Raw genomic sequence first — 17,477 nt, 5'->3', positions numbered from 1 at the left:
GTACGGGCCGTACTCGTGCGTCAGGTGGTGACGGTCTGGCGGCGGTCCGCCGCCAGCGCCATCGCGTGCTGGACGACACCGACGAGGACCTCCTTGACCGACTCGCGGTCGCGCGCGTCGCACATCAGGAGCGGTACATCGGCGTCGAGGTCGAGGGCCTGGCGGACGTCTTCGGCCGGGTGACGGGCGGCTCCCTCGAAGCAGTTGACGCCGACCAGGAACGGCAGGGAACGCCGCTCGAAGTAGTCGACAGCGGCGAAGCAGTCCTGAAGGCGGCGGGTGTCGGCGAGTACGACGGCGCCGAGCGCGCCCTCGGAGAGCTCGTCCCACATGAACCAGAACCGCTCCTGGCCGGGCGTCCCGAAGAGGTACAGCACGAGGTCCTCGCGCAGCGTGATGCGGCCGAAGTCCATGGCCACTGTGGTGGTGTGCTTGCCTTCCACGCCGCTGGTGTCGTCGACCGGGCGCCCGGCTTCGGTGAGCAGTTCCTCGGTGCGCAGCGGCCTGATCTCGCTGACCGCGCCGACGAGGGTGGTCTTGCCGACACCGAAGCCGCCGGCCACCAGGATCTTGAGCGTGACGGGCTCGACCGGGGGCTTGCCGCGCTCAGAACGCCCGAAGATCATCGATCTTTTCTCCTGCTTGATGGGGGTCGGGGGGCGGTGGCCCGTAGCCTCCGCCGCCGGGGGTTTCGACAACGAGTACGTCACCGGGGCCGACGTCCGTCGCGTCGCTTCCGCCGAGTGTGGTGACCGTGCCGTCCGCACGCTCGACGCGGTTGGCACCGAGGGCGCCGGGCTCGCCGCCCGCCATGCCGTACGGGGGAACCCTGCGGTGCTGGGAGAGCGTCGAGACGGTCATCGGCTCGTGGAACCGGATGCGGCGTACCGCGCCGTCGCCGCCGCGCCACCGTCCCGCGCCTCCGCTGCCGCGCCGGACCGAGAACTCCTCGAGCCGGACGGGCAGGCGCCACTCCAGGACCTCGGGGTCGGTCAGCCTCGAGTTGGTCATGTGGGTCTGGACGACGCTCGCGCCGTGGAAGCCGTCACCCGCGCCGGAGCCGGAGGCGACGGTCTCGTAGTACTGGTGGCGGGCGTTGCCGAAGGTGACGTTGTTCATGGTCCCCGAGCCCTCCGCCTGAACCCCGAGCGCGGCATACAGGGCGCCGGTAATGGCCTGGGAGGTCTCCACGTTGCCCGCGACGACGGCGGCGGGCGGCTCGGGCGCCAGCATGGAGCCGTGCGGTACGACGATGTCGATCGGGCGCAGGCAGCCGTCATTGAGGGGGATGTCGTCGGCGACCAGGGTGCGGAAGACGTAGAGGACAGCCGCATTGACGACGGAGTAGGGCGCATTGAAATTAGTGGCCAGCTGGGGTGATGTACCGGTGAAGTCGACCAGGGCGGAGCGGTTTTCGCGGTCCACGCGCACGCGTACCCGGATGACGGCGCCCGCGTCTGTCTCATAGGCGTACTCGCCGTCGTCCAAGGCGTCGATGACGCGGCGCACGGCTTCCTCGGCGTTGTCCTGGACGTGCCGCATGTACGCCTGGACGACGTCGAGGCCGAAGTCCCGGATCATGCGGGCGACTTCGTCGACGCCCTTCTGGTTGGCGGCGATCTGGGCGCGCAGGTCGGCGAGGTTCGTCTTCGGGTTGCGGGACGGGTGGGGTGCCTCGGTGAGCAGGCGGTGGGTCTCCTCCTCGCGGAACCGGCCGTTCTCGGCGAGCAGCCAGTTGTCGAAGAGGACGCCTTCCTCCTCGATGGTGCGGCTGTTGGCGGGCATGGAGCCGGGGGCGATACCGCCGATCTCGGCGTGGTGGCCGCGCGAGGCGACGTAGAAGAGGATTCGGTCACTCTGCGTGTCCTCGGCGCTGTCGGTGTCGAAGACCGGGGTGATCACGGTGACGTCGGGGAGGTGGGTGCCGCCGTGGTACGGGTCGTTCACCGCGTAGGTGTCCCCGGGCCGCATGCTGCTGCCGCGGCGTCGGATGACCTCCTTCACGCTCGTGCCCATCGAGCCCAGGTGAACAGGGATGTGGGGGGCGTTGGCCACCAGGTTTCCGTCCGGATCGAACAGGGCGCAGGAGAAGTCCAGACGCTCCTTGATGTTGACGGACTGTGCCGTGGACTCGAGTCGGGCACCCATCTGTTCGGCGATGGACATGAAGAGGTTGTTGAAGACCTCAAGGAGAACCGGGTCGGCTTTCGTGTCGAGTTCGGAACTCTGTGTAACCGCCGCGCGTTCCATGACCAGATGCCCGTCGTCGGTCGCCGCGGCCTGCCAGCCGTCGTCGACGACGGTCGTCGCACTGGCCTCCGTGATGATCGCGGGGCCTGTGACGGTGTCGCCGGGGGGCAGGTCCTCGCGGCGATGGAGGGGTACGTCGCGCCAGGCGCCGCCGGTGTGGAGGCGGACGGCCTGCGGGGCGGTGGGGCGGCCCTCGTAGGGGGCGAGAACGGAGAGATCGGGGGGTTCGGTGATGCCGGTGGCTTCCACGGAGAGGGCTTCGACGACGATCGGGCGGTCGAGGGTGAAGGAGTACGTGGCGCGATGACGTTCTTCGAAAGCGTGCTGCATCGTGGCGGGATCGGTCAGCTCGACGGTGAGGGCGGTGTCGGTGCCGTCGTAGCGGAGCTGGGCGCGGCGGGTGACCTCGATACGGTCCTCGGGGACGTCCTCGGCGAGGAGCTCGGCGCGGGCGGCTGCCTCCAGGTCGTCCGCCGTCTTGAGGACGCCGGGCATGGCGGCGGGCTCCAGAGGGGCCTCGACGGACTGCTCGCGCATGGCGGTGGTATCGGCAAGGCCGATACCGAGCGCGGAGAGGACTCCGGCCATGGGGGGTACGAGGACGGTGCGGATACCGAGCGAGTCGGCGACCATGCAGGCGTGCTGGCCGCCCGCACCGCCGAATGTCGTGAGGGCGTAGCGGGTGACGTCGTGGCCCTTCTGGACGGAGATCCGCTTGACGGCGTTGGCGATGTTGGCGACAGCGATCTGCAGGTAGCCCTCGGCAACCTGTTCCGGGGTGCGGTCGTCGCCGGTCTTTTCGCGGATCTCACGCGCGAGATCCGCGAAGCGGTCGCGGACCAGGGCCGCGTCGAGGGGCTGGTCGCCGTCGGGGCCGAACACGTGAGGGAAGTGGTCGGGTTGGATCCGGCCGAGCATCACGTTGGCGTCGGTGACGGCGAGCGGGCCGCCGCCCCGGTAACAGGCGGGCCCGGGGTCCGCGCCCGCCGAGTCCGGCCCTACGCGGTAGCGGGAGCCGTCGAAGTGGAGGATCGAGCCGCCGCCGGCCGCGACGGTGTGGATGTCCAGCATGGGGGCACGCAGTCGGACGCCGGCGATCTGTGTGGTGAAGACGCGTTCGTACTCACCGGCGAAGTGCGAGACGTCGGTGGAGGTGCCGCCCATGTCGAAGCCGATGACGCGGTCGAAGCCGGCGAGCTGCGACATGCGGGCCATGCCGACGATGCCACCCGCGGGGCCGGACAGGATGGCGTCCTTGCCGCGGAACTGGCCGGCTTCGGCGAGCCCTCCGTTCGACTGCATGAACATCAGGCGTATGCCTTCGAGCTCGTCGGCGACGTGCTGGACGTAGCGGCGCAGCACGGGCGACAGGTAGGCGTCGACGACGGCGGTGTCGCCGCGCGGCACGAGCTTCATCAGCGGGCTGACCTCGCTGGACAGCGAGATCTGCGGGAAGCCGATGCGCCCGGCGAGCTCCCCGACGGCCTGCTCGTGGGCGGGGTGGAGGTGGCTGTGCATGCAGACCACGGCAACGGCTCGGATTCCGTCGTCGTACGCCTGCCGGAGAGGGCCTGCGAGAGCGTCCAGGTCGGGGGCGCGCAGGGCGGTGCCGTCGGCGGCGAGGCGCTCGTCGGCCTCGATCACGCGTTCGTGGAGCAGCTCGGGAAGGTCGATGCGGCGGGCGAAGATGTGGGGGCGGTTCTGGTAGGCGATGCGCAGGGCGTCGCGGAAGCCACGCGTGGTGACCAGCAGGGTGCGCTCACCCTTGCGTTCCAGGAGGGCGTTGGTGGCGACCGTCGTCCCCATCCGCACTGCTTCGACGGGGTCCTGGGAGCCGGCCAGCAGTTCGCGGACGCCCGCCACGGCCGCGTCGGCGTATCGGGCCGGATTGTCGGACAGCAGCTTGTGTGTCAGCAGTCGACCGTCCGGGCGCCGCGCGACGATGTCGGTGAAGGTGCCGCCCCGGTCGACCCAGAACTGCCAGCCTGTCACGTCTCCACCTCGCTTCCGCGCTGCTCACAGCGCCCGGAGACCGTTGATCACGTCGCGCAGAATATTCTCGTCCGGCAGCTCGGCCGGGGGTACAGGGCGTGTCACATGGATCAGTTCCGCGTCCACGAGGTCCCCGATGAGGACCCGTACCACTCCGATCGGCAGGTCGAGTTCGGCTGCGAGTTCGGCGACCGACTGAGGAGCCTCGCGGCAGAGCGCGACGATGTCCACGTGCTCCGGGGACAGCGCCGGGTCCGCTTCCGGATCGTCCGCGTGGGGCTCCGTGACGACCACCGCGATCAGATCGAGGCGGTGCTGGGCCGCATGGCTGGTGCGGCCGCGCGTCATGGCGTAGGGGCGGACGACCGGTCCTGCTTCGTCGTCGAACCAGTGGCTTCTTGCCTGACCGTCTGCGCTCATGTCATCCCACTACCCGCCTGCGGGCAGATCGGTGCGCGGAGCGGTGGCCAGATGCGCGCCGACGCGCTTCACGAGGAGCGTCATCTCGTAGGCGACCTGACCGACGTCCGAGTCGGCGTCGGACAGGACGGCGAGGCAGCTGCCGTCGCCGGCGGCCGTGACGAACAGGAAGGCGTCGTCGAGCTCGACCATCGTCTGCCGCACGTTGCCCGCCTCGAAGTGCCGGCCGACGCCCTTGGCGAGGCTGTGGAATCCGGAGGCGACGGCGGCCAGGTGCTCGCCGTCCTCCCGGGTCAGGTCCTTGGAGACACCAGTCGCCAGGCCGTCGCCGGAGAGCACGACGGCCTGGCGGATGCTCGCAACGCGGTCCACCAGGTCGTCGAGGAGCCAGTTGAGCTCGCCGGACTTGCCGTTCGCGGTGTGGCCGGTCGCCTTCGGTGCGGTCATCGACCGTCCCCCTTAGTCGTTCCTTGTGGTGCTGTGCCGCGCTGGGCGTCGTCGCCCGCGGCGTTCTGCTCACGGCCGCGCTGCCAGCCGCGCTGGAGCGAGGCCATCCGGCTGCGGACCTCGTCGGCGTCCCGTTCCACGGGTTCCGTCCTGTCCTCGGTGCGGCGGCCGGGGTCCTGCCGGAGCTGGGGGGCCAGGCTGGCCTGGCGGACGCGCCGTGGGAGCGGACCGACGGAGGACCCGGGCTCGTCGGCCGTGGTGCGCTCGGCGGTGTCGTCGACTGCGCCGGACTCGATCGCAGAGGGCGCTGTGCGCCTTGGGAGGGCGGGAGGCGCCGCCGGTCCAGCGAGGCCACGCCCGGGCCTTGCGGTGCGCCCGCCGAGGTCGCGTACCGGGGACTCGGTGCGCTCGCGGCTGCCTCCCGGGGAGTCGGAGCGCTCACCGCGGTCCTCGCCCTGGGAAGCTGGGCGCTCGCCGACACGGCCGTCGGGGCTGGAGGACCGGCCGAGCGGCGAGCCGCCGCGGCGACGGGTCGGCAGGGGTGCTGTTCGCTCCGTCTCCGGTCGGCGTGCGGCGGGGCCGGTCGAGTTCTCCTCGTCGGCTTCCTGGCGACGGGACCGCTGCTCGGCGACCGGGCGTCCGTGGGAGCTGACCAGTTTCGGGGTCCGTCGGCGGGGCAAGGGCACCGGGGTGCCGAGGTGATCGTCCGTGTCGGCTCGGCCGGAGCCGTCGAAAGAGCCGGCGCCCGGCTCGTCGTCGGCGCTGCTCGTCTTCTCGTCGTCCGCGCGGGTGAGGGAGCGGCGCGGACGGAACAGGCCGCCGCGCTCGGTCTCCTCGCCGTCGAGCTCGCCGGGGAAGTCCGCGATGGCGTCCAGGTCGACGGGGGCCTCCAGTTCGACCGGCCCGTCCAGGAGCGAGGTGGGCAGGCCGGGCAGCTGCACCGGCACCTGGGAGAGTGCGATCCTGCGGCTCTCCTCGAGTTCGGCCTCTTTGGAGGGCCGAGGGCGGTCGAGGCGGAAGCCGATACCGTTCGTGTCCGGTACCTCATCCGTCAGCAGCGAGTCGGGAATGAAGACGACGGCCGTGGTGCCGCCGTAGGGGGACGGCTGCAGCGAGACCCGGACGTTCTGCCGCTGGGCGAGCCGGCTGACCACGAACAGCCCGAGCCGGTCGGTGTCGGACAGCTCGAACTCCGGGGTCTCTGCAAGCCGGAGGTTTGCGTCCAGCAGGGCCTCGGCCGCCATGCCCAGGCCACGGTCGTGGATCTCCAGCGTGAAGCCGTTGGCGACCCGCTCGCCGAGCACATGGACGGCCGTGTGCGGGGGCGAGAAGACCGTGGCGTTCTCCAGGAGTTCGGCCACGAGATGGGTGAGGTCCGCGACTGCCGGGCCGGTGACAGCGGTGCGCGGCAGGCGGCGGACCTCGATCCGCTCGTAGTCCTCGACCTCTGCGACGGCGGCGCGTACGACGTCCATGAGCTGGATGGGTTTGCGCCACTGCCGGGAAGGGGCGGCGCCGGAGAGGATCACCAGGCCCTCGGCGTGTCGGCGCATACGGGTGGTGAGGTGGTCGAGGCGGAACAGGTCGGCCAGTTCCTCGGTGTCCTCGGTCCTGCGTTCCATGGCGTCGAGGAGCGTGAGCTGCTTGTGGAGGAGGACCTGACTGCGGCGGGCGAGGTTCACGAAGACCTCGGAGACACCGGAGCGGAGTTGGGCCTGTTTGACGGCGGCTTCGACGGCAGCGCGCTGCAGGGTGTTGAGGGCCTGGCCGACCTCGCCGAGCTCGTTCCTGTCGTACTCCAGGCGCGGGACCTCGGTCTCCACGTCGACCTCTTCGCCCGCCGAGAGGCGGCGCATCACGCTGGGCAGTCGTACGCCGGACGCCTCGTGCGCCTCCAGGCGCAGTTGCCGCAGGTCGCGAATGTGGCCGCGGCCGATGCGGACGGACACGAAGAGCGAGGCCAGCAGTGCGATCAGGCCGAGCACTCCGGCGACGACGGCCTTGACGATGACGCCGATCGCGATCGGGCGGACGCGGTCCTGATAGCGGTCCGCGGCCTCGTCGTCGAGGGTGCCGAGTTCGTCGAGGACATTCCCGGCGGCGGTGTCCCAGCTCTGTGCGGTGACTCCGTCGGCATCGCCAGAGGGCTCGGAGACGGCGGATTCCTCGGCGACGCGCAGGGGAGCGCTGGCGGCGTTCTTCCAGAATCTCTCGTAGCGGTCGCGCTCCGAGCTCGGCAGCAGCGGCAGGTTGGTGTCGTACATCAGTGTGCGCTGGGCCATGAGGTCGGTGATGTCGCGGATCTCGTCGCGGGAGAGCTTGCCGACGATCAGCGCGGAGCCGAGGAGAGCGTCCTCGCGGGAGAGCAGTTCGCGGGCTCGGGCGAGGTTGACGAGTGCGCGGTACTGCGTGTCCATCTCCACATTGTCGACGACATGGAGGTCGGCGAGGAGGACGAAGCAGGGGTCGACCAGGCGGTTGTACAGGTCGAGGGCCTGGGAGCGGTTGACGGTGCCGTCCTCAACACTGCTGCGCAGGGATTCGATGCCTTCGAAGGCGTCCAGTACGGCGGTCAGGCGTTCCTTCGTGTCCTCGCCGAGGGCGTCACCCACCTCGGTGTTCCGGGCGTTCTTGCGGACCTTGGCCAGGGCTTCGTCGGTGGCGGTCCGGCTACGCCTGAGCGCAGCGAGTCCGTCGGAGGCACGGGGGTCGGCGAGATGGACCAGGGTCTGGCGGCGTTCCTGCTGGAGGACCCGGACGGTGTCCTCAATGGGGTAGCCGATGTTCTCGACGACGGACGAGACGCTGACCAGCCGACCTGCTTCGCGTCCCGTAAGTACCGTGGCAAAGGCCCAGATCGCGGTCAGGGACACCAACGGCACGAGCAGCAGCGCCACGATCTTCCTGCGGATGGATTTCCCGCGAAAGCGCATGGCCTCCCCCAGCTCGACCCCCACCGGCAGGGGGTACATGTGCATCAACAAACGGCGCGAGCCTACTACCGTCGCACAGTTAACTCGAAGGGCATTCCGGAGGCCGAGCTTCCGTACGGGTCGCCGGGCATGGGGAGTTGTCCGGTCATTGCGGGAGATTGCCTCCCGGATTCCGGCCGCGGCCCCGAGACCCGATCAGGTCGGCATGACTGGGCGTTTGGCCGGAATTTTTCGCTCGTTGGGAATCTTCGGGGCGCACCGTTCGTCCTTCTCCACAGGAAATGGGGGCGGAATGGGCCACAGGAGCCGCATCCTGCACCCGGGCGGCGTAAAACAGCGCAAGCCGGGCAGCCAATGGGGAGTCGGGTCTTCGGACCGGGGCGAGCGTCTGCTGGCGGTGGGGAGTGACACGGTGATGGGCACGGCGGAGCTTCGTGAGGCGCCCGCGGACGGCGCGGCCGCGCGGGTGAGGGAGCAGCGGGACACCAGGGCACCGGATCGCGACATTCCGGCAGGCGGACCCGAGCCGGCGGACCGGCGCGCGGCCAGGCAGGGGCGGGAGGCGGCCGACGCGGGCTTGTCGGGGGAAGGGCGTGACGCTCCGGCGGGTATGGACACCGGAGCGACGGAACACGGCCGCGTCGCGGGGTCCGATGAGCCGGATGCAGCCCAAGGGCGGTCGTACTACCGACCGTTGTGGGTCGAGGAGCCCGCGAAGCGCCGTCGGCTGCCCGACCCGGTGCGGACGGCGGCCGTGCGGGCGGTGCTCATCATCGCCGTGACGTTGATCCAGGCGATGGTTGCCTTCCTGTGCACGATGGCCGGATCCTGGCTGGCGTTCCCCATGGTGATCAGCAGCGTCGTCAGTACTGTGGTGGCGACCTGGAGTGTGCTCGACGTATGGGTGACGCGTCAGGTCTGGAATCAGCGCAACGGCGTGGTGTCGATGCCGAGCAGCACCGCACGCGCTTTGCGCCGCGAACGGCGCAGGGCTCGGCGCAGGGCACGGGCCACCGAGCGCACGCAGCAGCGAATACGCCGACGGGGCGGCACCGGACAGCTGTCGCACCCCTGAGGTACCTGTCCTCGGGGGCGGGAGCCGCGGCGTCGGGCTCCCGCCGGTGGCGGCGGCCAGTCTGTTCCGCCGAGGCCCTTCCGCTCAGAGTGCGGCCGGCTCCACTCTCCCTTCCCCGCCCACGAACTCGCGTCTTTCCTGACGCAGAGTTCGCGCCCCCAATTTGATCAAGATGCCGGACGTCGATCGTGTCGAGTACGGATTGATCAAGGTGGCGCTGCGCGAGTGGCTCCGCTACGCCTGGGGTGTGCCTCACCGACGCCCCCTCCTTCGAGGAGACGGTGACGGGCGCGGCCGTCGAGCGGCTCGGTGACGCGGCCGCCATCGAGCACTACGGCACGGAGAACCTCGCGCTCGGAAAACGCATCACCTATGACGTGAAGGCGAACTGGAAGCTGATCGTCAGGAACTTCATGGAGTGCTGCCACTGCGCGACGATCCATCCCGAACTCACCAATGCCCTCCCGGAGTTCGCCAACGGCTACGCAGCAGTCTTCATCAACCTCGTACCGGATCACGTCACCCTGCACCGGGTGTCCCGCTTGCCGAAGACCGCACGGAAGTCGACTGCGACTGGCTGTACGCGCCGGAGCTGGTGGCGTCGGGGGCGGACGTGTCGAAGTCGGTGGAGCTGTTTCACCGGGTGAACACACATGACTTCGAGGCGTGTGAAAGGACCCAGTCGGCGATGGGTTCCCGCGCGTACCGCAAAAGCGCCCGCTGCCCCGCAGACGGCTCGCGGTCGGGGTCGTGGACGAGCGACGAGGCCCGGGCGCACGGGTAGCGGCGCGGCTGTACTTGGGCACGGTCTGGATCAACGACTACCACCCGTACGCCCCGCCGGCGGACTGAGATCCGGCCACAAGGAGGTCAACAGCTCATGCGCATCGATGAGTTCGACTACGTCGTGGTCGGCGGCGGCACGGCGGGCAACGTGGTCGCGGCCCGGTTCCCCGAGAACCCCAAGCGGATCTGGTCAAGGCGGATGACTAGGCCGGCCGCTTGAACATCCGCGTCGCCGTGATCTCGCTGTGCCCGGCTTCACCGGCGGGAGTCTCACGCGGAAGGCCCGGCCGGAGGTGTTCCTCCACGCTGATGTACTTCAGGCCCGCGCGCAGGTCCGCATCGTTGCGCAGCCGGATGACCAGCGGGAACTCAGCGAGTGCCGTGGTGTCGAAGAGGCCGGTGGTGTAGAGGAGCTGGACGCCCAGCGCGTCCGACACGGCGCGCTGGAGCTCCAGCAGGTACGTGGCGTTGGCGCGGCCGATGGGGTTGTCGAGGAACAGCGTGCCGGCGTGCCGGTGCTTGTCGCGGCCCCGGTCGTTGGAGCGCAGCGCGGCCATCGTGCAGTACAGGGCGATGGCCGCGGTGAGCAGCTGGCCGCCGGAGAACACATCGCCCATCTGTCCGACCGGGACGCGCTCCGCGCGCAGGACGGCGTCCGGCTTGAGGATCTCGACGGCGACGCCCTTGGGCTGGAGTGCCGCGGCCACGCCCCGCAGCAGCAGGGACATGCCGTCCCGCCGCAGGTCGGAGTTCTTCTTGACGGCGGCCCGGGTCGCCTCGTCGATGACCTCGCCGAGCCGCTCGGTGAGGGTGGCCTGGTCGGGCTCCTCGAAGCGGATGCGCAGGAACTCCTGCCCGGACCACTCGCCGAGCCCTTCGGGCAGCCGGGACAGCCGCTGCGCCGAGCGCAGGGTGGCCAGCGCCGAGTCGACCAGCCCGCGCAGCCGGTCCACGATCGAGTCCCGGTTGCGCTCCAGCTGCGCCAACTCGTCGGTGAGGACGCGCAGTCGGGGCGCGAAGGCATCGGCCCACTTCTGGGCGTGCTCGGGCAGCGCGGATGCGGGCAGCTCGCGGATCTGCTGCCGGGCGGGGGTGCGCACCTGCTCGTAGCGGGTGGAGTTGGCGTGCCGGACGAGGATGTCGCTCGCCTCCCGGACGGCGGCCTCGGCGGCCGACAGGTCGGCGGCGCAGCCGCGCAGGGACCGGCGGGCCTCGGCGGCGGACTGCCGGGCGTCCTCGAGGCCGCCCGGGTACGGCTCCGGCGCCTCCTGCTCCTCGTCCCCGGCGTGCTCGCGCAGCAGGTCGCGCAGCAGCGCGGCGATCTCGTCGAAGCCGCCGGCCGCGTCCTCCGCGGCGCGATGGGCGTCGAGGAGCTCGGCGTGCGCCTCCCGGGCCTGCGTCAACGCCTCGGTGCGCGAGGCCAGTTCGGAGGTCGCCGTGCGCAGCAGCGCCTGCGCGTGCTCGGCGTCGCAGGGCTGGAGGTCCTCGGGCAGCTCGGTGTGCGTGTCTCCGTCCTCGGGTGCGTGCCGCTCGGCCTCGCCGCGGAGCCGGCCGAGCTGCTCGCTGGCGCTGGACATGCGGGTCTCCAGGAGCTGTACGAGCTCCTCCGCGCGCGCGGCGGCGGCCTGCCGGGACGGCCCGTCGGAACCGTCGGGGGACTCGAGCAGCTGCTCCGCGCGCGTGCGGACCTTGTTGCTCAGGCGGTCCAGCTCCGCGCGGGCAGCGCTCTCGTCGCTCTCCGCGCGCGCCTGCTCGGCCCGCAGGTCGGCGCCGACGCCGACCTTCTCGTACACCTGGGATGCTGCGCGATAGGCCTCGCGCAGAGCGGGCAGGGCCGCCTTCGGCGCGTCCGTGGCGTCTTCCGGTACGTCATCGGGGGCGCCGGCGATCTCGGAGCGCTCGGCGCGCAGCGCACGCGCGGTGCGGCGGGCGTCGTCGGCGGCCCGCTGGGCGGCACGCCGGTCCTCGTCGGCGGCGCGGGCACGCTCCAGGCAGGCCTGGGCGCGGGCCTCCGACTCGGTGGCCTCGTCGGCGAGTTCGCGCAGCTTCACCTGCCAGCCGGCCCGCTCGCGCAGCCGGAAGGCCAGCCCGGCGAGGGCGTCGGCGGCGCGCCGGGCCTTCTGTGCGGCCTCCTGCCGCTCCTCGCGCACCTGCGCGGCCTCCGCGGCGGCCTCCTCGGCCTCGGCCCGCACGGTTCGCGCCTCGGTCAGCTCGGCCTCGGTCTCTTCGGCGAACGCGCGCGCCTCCCGCGCGGCCTGCGCCAGTTCGACCAGCCGACCGGCCGGACAGCCCGTACGCCACGAGGCGAGGCGTGCGGCCAGTTCACGATCCTTGCCGAGCCGCGCCGCGAGCGTGCGGATCTCCTGGTCCCGTTCGGTGGCCCGCGCGCGCAGCGCCTGCCGCTCCTCGTCGGCGGCGTGCTCGTCGTGCATGGCCGGGTTCGGCGGGACGAGGAACACGTCACCGGGGGTCGAGTCGGCGGGCGGGGTGGGTGCGAGCAGGGCGGCGGCCGTGCCGACCGCCACGGCGGAGCGGGGCAGCAGCGCGGCGTCGCTCAGCGCCTCCCGGGCGCGTGCGTGCGACGCCGGGTCGGTGATGATCACGCCGTCGACCAGCTCTGGACGCGCGGCCAGCACGCGTGCGTGGTCGGCGGGATCGACGGCTTGGGCGAGATAGCGCCAGCCCGGCAGCGCGGGGATGCCGTGCTCGCCGAGGTACTCCACCGTGGCCAGCACGTCCGGGCCGGGCGGCAGCAGCCCGCCGTCACCGAGCGCACCGAGGATCCGGGCGTCGTCGGCTGCGGCCGTCCTCAGCTCGAACAGCTGCCGCTCGGCCGAGGAGACCGCGTCGTCGAGCAGCTCGCGCAACTCGTCGGCGAAGCGGTCCAGTTCCTCGGCGGTGAGGGCGCCCTCGGCGAGGGGACGCGGAGTCCTGCGGGCGTCCTGGCGCGGGCGGCGCGACGGGGTGTCGGCCGCGTCCGTGCCCGCACCCCGCCCGGCCGTGCCGTCGGCTGCGTCGGCACCCGCCGCTGGGGCGCTGCCGGTGAGGCCGTCCGCGGCCTCCGACGGGGCACCGTCCCCGGAACCCTGTCGCCCGCCCCCGCTCGTCCCGTCGGCACCCGCTCGAGGTGCGGACACGCGACCGGACGCCGCGCCGCCGGAGCCGGGCAGGCTGAGCAGCTCCGCCAGCCGCTCCTCCGCGGCCAGCCCCTCGGCGATACGGCACTCCGCCTCGTACGACCGCTCGGCCGCCGAAGCTGCGTCCGCCGCGCGGGCCGCCGTCAGCTCGGCGCGGGACTCCGCCGAGGCGGCCTCACGCGCATGCTCGCTCGCCCGGCGCGACGCCTCACGCGCCGTGTCCCAGGCGGCCACCGCCGACTTCTCGGCATCGCTGGCCGCGAGGGCCGCGCGGGCCGGATCGGCGTCGGGTGCGCTGTCGTCGAGCCAGCCCGCGCGCACCGCCTCGGCGGTCTCCTGCTCGACCTCGGTGAGGCGCTGGCGCAGGTGCCCGGTCTCGCTGCGGGCCCGCTGCGCCTGCGTGGCGGCGGCGGTGGAGTCCCCGTACGCGGACTCGCTGACCTCCTGCAACGCCGCGGACCGCTCCTCCTCTTCGTTGGCGAGGGCCTCGGCGCTCTCCGCGGCCGCGTGCAGAGCCCGTACGAGGTCGACGGCGGCCTTGGTCCGGGCGGCCAGCGCGGGGGCGGCGTCCCGCTCGGCCTCCTGGATGGCGACGGCCACGCGTGCGACCCGGTCGGCGGCGGCGCGGTGCCGCAGCACGGCTTCGGCGGCCTGCCAGGCCGCGTGCAACGTACGTGCGTCGGCGAGCTCGCGTTTCTGCGCGGCCGCCGACTTCTCGGCTGCGGCCAGCGCCAACGAGGCGTGCCGGTAGGCGAGTTCGGCGGTGATCAGCGCGCTGCGCTCACGCCCCGACTCGGCGTGGGTGACCGCGTAGGCTGCGGCCGTGACCCGCTGGGCGAGGTCGGCGGCCCGCACCCGCTCCTGGGCGCCGCGCGCGGACAGCCGCCGGGCCAGCGTCCGCGTCCGCCGCTCGGCGCCGGCGTGGATGTCACGCGCGCGGGCACGCGCTTCGGCGGCCTCCACGATCCGCCCGAGCAGGTCGACCGACCCGGCGGTGAAGTCGCGCTCGGCGATCAGCTCGGCGCGCCGCCCCAGCTTGTTGCCGAAGCCGCTGACGAGGTCGGCGAGCCCGTCGGTGTCCCGGGTGTCGGTGACCGCGCGCAGCAGCAGGTCGGTGAAGTCGGAGTCCTTCTTGACCGCGAAGAGGCCGGCGGCCTCGCCCTCGTCGGCGTTCATCTCCCGCTGGTAGCGGAAGAGTTCGGGGTCGAGGCCGAGGTCACCGAGGTGCTCGATCCACCGGTCGTGGATCTCCTCCCAGTGGACTTCCAGGTGCGGGTACGCCTTGCCCGCCTCGGTGAGCGCGTCCCGGAAGCCCTTCATGGTGCGCCGACGGCCCTGCGCGCCGGACTGGCCCTCGGCGGGCGGCCGTATGGCGGTGGCCTCGGCCACGGGCAGGTTGTCCAGCGTGAGCCCGGGCCCGGGACGGAAGGAGTACCAGGCCTCGGCGAACTTCCGCGGGTCGTTGGAGACCTGACGGCCCCGCCATTCGCTCACCTTGCCGACGACGACGCACTCGCCGGTCTGCACATGCTGCCACTCCAGCGCCACGTGCCCGCAGTCGTCGGCGAGCAGGAACTTCCGCAGCACTCCGGAGCTGGCACCACCCAGAGTGTTCCGGTGACCGGGCAGCATCACCGAGAAGATCAGCTTCAGCAGGACGGACTTGCCGCCGCCGTTCTCCAGGAAGAGCACACCGGCAGGGGCGGGCCGACGCGGCGGTCCGACGGGCTCCTCCTCGAAGAACTCCGCCTGGGTGGGCGCGGGGTCGGGCACGGGCTCGCCCACACCGCGCAGGTCAAGCACGGTGTCGGCGTAGCGCGCACCGGCGGGCCCGATGGAGTAGAGGCGGACCCGGGACAGCTCGTACATGGCGGACTCTCGTAAGCCTTCGTCAGTCTTCGTCAGGAATTCGTCAGGAAAGGGAGTTCAGGCGGAGTGGAACGGCAGCCCGGCGTCGGCCACCAGCTCCAGGTCGTCGGTGTCCTCGGCGGGCAGCAGCGTCGGAGTGCCGTCGGTGACCGGGACGACGCCCAGGTCCAGCAGCTCGGCCATGGCGGCACTGCCCGCCATGTCGCGCACCTGGAGCTGGTAGCGGGCGGTCGTCCGGTACGTCCCGCCGTTGTCGTCGCCGGTGCGCTGCAGGAACCCGGAGTCGGTGAGGAAGGCCACGGCCTTGCCGACGATGCCGGTCGTGGAACCCGCGAGCCGGCGCGCGTCCTTCGTGGCACCCGTCGCACTGCGTCTGACCCAGATCCGCCACGCGGCCTCCAGCCCGGGCGCGTCCGTGGCGGGGTCGGTGTTCTCCCCCTCCTCGGCCGCCCGCTCCTCCAGCCGCCGGCAGGCCTGGCGCACGAAGGCGTCGACGCCGTTGACCGTCACGCGCCCGATGTAGCCGTCGTCGGCCAGATCCTCGGGCCGCGGAAACGCCATGGCCGCCACGGCGAGATGCGCGAGCCCGTGCAGGAAACGGTCCCCGGAGTCGGCAGCGGTGCGCCGCGCATAGTCGCCCATGCGAACGGCGAACACCGAGTCCTCTGCCGCGGTCACCGCCATCCCCGCTCGCGGCGACACCTCCAGCACGACCAGCCCGAGCCCGGTGGCGACGGCGTCCGCGAGCCGCGCGAACGCCGGATCCTCCCGGTACCGGCGCAGCAGATCCGCGTACTCCTGGTCCCGTGCGGGCAGCAGCTTCGGCTGCAGTCCGAACGCCACGAGCCGCGCCGCGTCGGCGGCGTCGGCAGGGGTGACGGCGGGGGAGGCGGGCGGGGCACCGGCCTCCGGCTCACTCCGGTCGACGTTCTCGCTCACGGTCGGGGCTCCTCGCTGCGCTGATGCTCGTACGTACTCATGCCGCCTCTGTCCTGTCGGCCGCCATCCCTGCCGCATCCAGCAGAGCCGTACCGACGATGAGATCGGCCCCGCCGAACTCGGGGTCGTCCAGCTCGGTCCCGTCGTCCACGGCGAACAGGAGCTTCTCCTCCCCCTGCCGGTAGGCCGTGCCGACCGCCGGGCTGGCCGCGTGGACGGCCAACAGGGCGACGAGATAGGGCAGGTCGGGATCGCGCCGCCGAGCCTGAGCCAACAGCCCCGACAACCGCCGCGGCGCATCCGCCGGCAGGTCCAGCAGCTCCGTGGCCGCCGCCAACTGCTCCTCGCTGAACCGGCTGTCGTCCGGCGTCGCGATTAGGTCCGGCTCCGGCATCTCGGCCCCCAGATGCTCCCGCTCCACCGGCGGAGTCAGCAGCAGGTCCAGCAGGTCCCCCATCCGAACGGACACCGGCGTGCGCAGTCCGGTGCCCCGCGCGAAGAACGCGTCCGTGACGCGGATCGCCTGCTCCAGCGGCAACGGGAGCACCGGCGCGACGAGATGGCCGTACAGGTCTATCCCGGATGTCGCCGTCGGCGCGGCGAAGGCCTGGCGGTCCTGCTCGGCGCGGAACAGCGGCCCGGCTTCCAGCAGTCGCGACTGCAACTGGGTGTGCCGACGGATGCAGTCCTTGACGATGTCGACCAGTTCGGCGGCCCGCCGCTTGTGCTCGGGGTCCTCCGACTCGTCGCGCGCCCTGCGGATGTTGGTGAGGATCGCGTTCTCGTGCCGATAGCGGTCTGCCACGTGGTCGAGCGCCTCGGCGATCATGTCGGGCACGGTGTTCAGCCAGTCCACCGCACGGACGTTGCGCCGGGTCGCCTCGAGCGCCCTGCGGAGGGTCTCCGAGTACTGCACGGTCCGGTAGCGGGCCTGCTCGGCCGCCAGCTGCGCGTCCGCGAGCCGGCCGCGGTTGATCAGCACCTCCAGCTTGACCTCGGCGGCGATCTGCGCGCTGGTGACGTCGGTGTCGAGGGCGCCGACGAGGACGTTGACCGCCTCGTCCGTCGTACGGAGATAGACGCTGCCGCCGGGGCCCGGCACCTCCTCGATCAGCTTGAAGTCGTAGTCACGCCGGACATACGTCCCATCTGGTGCGAATGTGCCGTATACCGCCCGGAATCCGCGGTCCACGCTGCCGACGTTGATCAGGTTCTCCAGCACCCAGCGGGCCACACGCTCGTGCTCGGCGACGGGTCGCTGCGGGGCCTGCGCGGCGATGCGCGGCAGGAGCCGTGCGACGACCTGGTCGTGGTCGGCGCCGGTGTCGAAGTCCATGTTCAGCGTGACCAGGTCGATCGCCGCGAGGGCGACCTCCGCCATGCCGTACACGGCGTACTCGCCGGCGAGGTTGGCCTTGCGCGCATCGAGATCGTGCAGCGGCGCGGTGCAGGCGAGCGCGCGCAGCCGCCGCGCCAGTCCCTCGTCGGCGGCCGGACCCGGAGCGGGTCGCGGCCCCGCGCTGAACTGGGGCGGAGCACTGTCCGTCGATACAGGCGAAGTCACGGTGCACAGATTAGGTCCTCGGTCTGACAACGACCCAAACGACGCAGATGCGCCCCTGCGTCACG

11 protein-coding genes are annotated in these 17,477 nt (G+C 71.9%); 3 read left to right on the top strand and 8 right to left on the bottom strand.

The window, feature by feature from the left end; genetic code table 11:
* Positions 1 to 20 precede the first annotated feature (20 nt).
* The 5 genes from ACFVJQ_RS07375 to ACFVJQ_RS07355 are packed head-to-tail and all read right to left on the bottom strand — an operon-like array spanning position 21 to position 8,042.
* Complete coding sequence (locus tag ACFVJQ_RS07375; RefSeq protein WP_224734739.1) at positions 21 to 626, bottom strand: ATP/GTP-binding protein; 606 nt, start codon at positions 624 to 626, stop codon at positions 21 to 23.
* Positions 607 to 4,242 (bottom strand): hydantoinase B/oxoprolinase family protein, encoded by a 3,636-nt coding sequence (locus ACFVJQ_RS07370; protein ID WP_385781616.1) that lies wholly within the window; start codon positions 4,240 to 4,242, stop codon positions 607 to 609. The genes ACFVJQ_RS07375 and ACFVJQ_RS07370 overlap by 20 nt, the downstream gene beginning before the upstream one ends.
* Positions 4,243 to 4,266: 24 nt before the next feature.
* The gene (locus tag ACFVJQ_RS07365; RefSeq protein WP_385511303.1) at positions 4,267 to 4,662 is read right to left on the bottom strand and encodes a DUF742 domain-containing protein; all 396 of its coding nucleotides are present in this window, start codon (positions 4,660 to 4,662) and stop codon (positions 4,267 to 4,269) included.
* A gap of 9 nt (positions 4,663 to 4,671) precedes the next feature.
* Positions 4,672 to 5,109, bottom strand: coding sequence for a roadblock/LC7 domain-containing protein (locus ACFVJQ_RS07360; protein ID WP_385511304.1), 438 nt, complete (start codon positions 5,107 to 5,109; stop codon positions 4,672 to 4,674).
* Positions 5,106 to 8,042 (bottom strand): nitrate- and nitrite sensing domain-containing protein, encoded by a 2,937-nt coding sequence (locus ACFVJQ_RS07355; protein ID WP_385781659.1) that lies wholly within the window; start codon positions 8,040 to 8,042, stop codon positions 5,106 to 5,108. The genes ACFVJQ_RS07360 and ACFVJQ_RS07355 overlap by 4 nt, the downstream gene beginning before the upstream one ends.
* Before the next feature lie 415 nt (positions 8,043 to 8,457).
* On the opposite strand from ACFVJQ_RS07355, the gene ACFVJQ_RS07350 reads away from it, so the two are divergent.
* The 3 genes from ACFVJQ_RS07350 (at position 8,458) to ACFVJQ_RS07340 (ending at position 10,123) form a co-directional block, all read left to right on the top strand.
* Positions 8,458 to 9,117, top strand: a complete 660-nt coding sequence (locus ACFVJQ_RS07350) for a hypothetical protein (RefSeq protein ID WP_385511502.1) — start codon at positions 8,458 to 8,460, stop codon at positions 9,115 to 9,117.
* A 245-nt stretch (positions 9,118 to 9,362) separates the two neighbouring features.
* Positions 9,363 to 9,764 carry an SRPBCC family protein gene (locus tag ACFVJQ_RS07345; protein ID WP_385781612.1) on the top strand — a complete coding sequence of 134 codons (402 nt, stop codon included), beginning with the start codon at positions 9,363 to 9,365 and terminating at the stop codon, positions 9,762 to 9,764.
* Between the two features lie 233 nt (positions 9,765 to 9,997).
* Complete coding sequence (locus ACFVJQ_RS07340) at positions 9,998 to 10,123, top strand: hypothetical protein (RefSeq protein ID WP_385511509.1); 126 nt, start codon at positions 9,998 to 10,000, stop codon at positions 10,121 to 10,123.
* Here ACFVJQ_RS07340 and ACFVJQ_RS07335 read toward each other — a convergent pair.
* Genes ACFVJQ_RS07335 through ACFVJQ_RS07325 form a run of 3 tightly spaced genes read right to left on the bottom strand, consistent with a single transcriptional unit; the run spans position 10,107 to position 17,412 of the window.
* The gene (locus ACFVJQ_RS07335; RefSeq protein ID WP_385781609.1) at positions 10,107 to 14,909 is read right to left on the bottom strand and encodes a hypothetical protein; all 4,803 of its coding nucleotides are present in this window, start codon (positions 14,907 to 14,909) and stop codon (positions 10,107 to 10,109) included. The genes ACFVJQ_RS07340 and ACFVJQ_RS07335 overlap by 17 nt on opposite strands.
* A 57-nt stretch (positions 14,910 to 14,966) precedes the next feature.
* The gene (locus ACFVJQ_RS07330) at positions 14,967 to 15,848 is read right to left on the bottom strand and encodes a hypothetical protein (RefSeq protein WP_385781606.1); all 882 of its coding nucleotides are present in this window, start codon (positions 15,846 to 15,848) and stop codon (positions 14,967 to 14,969) included.
* 37 nt (positions 15,849 to 15,885) lie between these two features.
* Positions 15,886 to 17,412: a hypothetical protein gene (locus tag ACFVJQ_RS07325; RefSeq protein WP_385781604.1), complete on the bottom strand. Its 1,527-nt coding sequence runs from the start codon at positions 17,410 to 17,412 to the stop codon at positions 15,886 to 15,888.
* Between the last annotated feature and the right edge of the window lie 65 nt (positions 17,413 to 17,477).

Origin of the sequence: Streptomyces sp. NPDC127197 (assembly GCF_042672405.1) — a bacterium.
Taxonomy (GTDB): Bacteria; Actinomycetota; Actinomycetes; order Streptomycetales; family Streptomycetaceae; genus Streptomyces; species Streptomyces flavusporus.
This window is presented reverse-complemented; position numbering and strand designations above follow the sequence as displayed.

Excerpts from the sequence above, each read along its gene's own strand:
- ACFVJQ_RS07340 (WP_385511509.1), top strand. The coding sequence starts at position 9,998 with ATGCGCATCGATGAGTTCGACTACGTCGTGGTCGGCGGCGGCACGGCG.
- ACFVJQ_RS07355 (WP_385781659.1), bottom strand. The coding sequence starts at position 8,042 with ATGCGCTTTCGCGGGAAATCCATCCGCAGGAAGATCGTGGCGCTGCTG.
- ACFVJQ_RS07335 (WP_385781609.1), bottom strand. The coding sequence starts at position 14,909 with ATGTACGAGCTGTCCCGGGTCCGCCTCTACTCCATCGGGCCCGCCGGT.
- ACFVJQ_RS07365 (WP_385511303.1), bottom strand. The coding sequence starts at position 4,662 with ATGAGCGCAGACGGTCAGGCAAGAAGCCACTGGTTCGACGACGAAGCA.
- ACFVJQ_RS07360 (WP_385511304.1), bottom strand. The coding sequence starts at position 5,109 with ATGACCGCACCGAAGGCGACCGGCCACACCGCGAACGGCAAGTCCGGC.
- ACFVJQ_RS07375 (WP_224734739.1), bottom strand. The coding sequence starts at position 626 with ATGATCTTCGGGCGTTCTGAGCGCGGCAAGCCCCCGGTCGAGCCCGTC.
- ACFVJQ_RS07350 (WP_385511502.1), top strand. The coding sequence starts at position 8,458 with ATGGGCACGGCGGAGCTTCGTGAGGCGCCCGCGGACGGCGCGGCCGCG.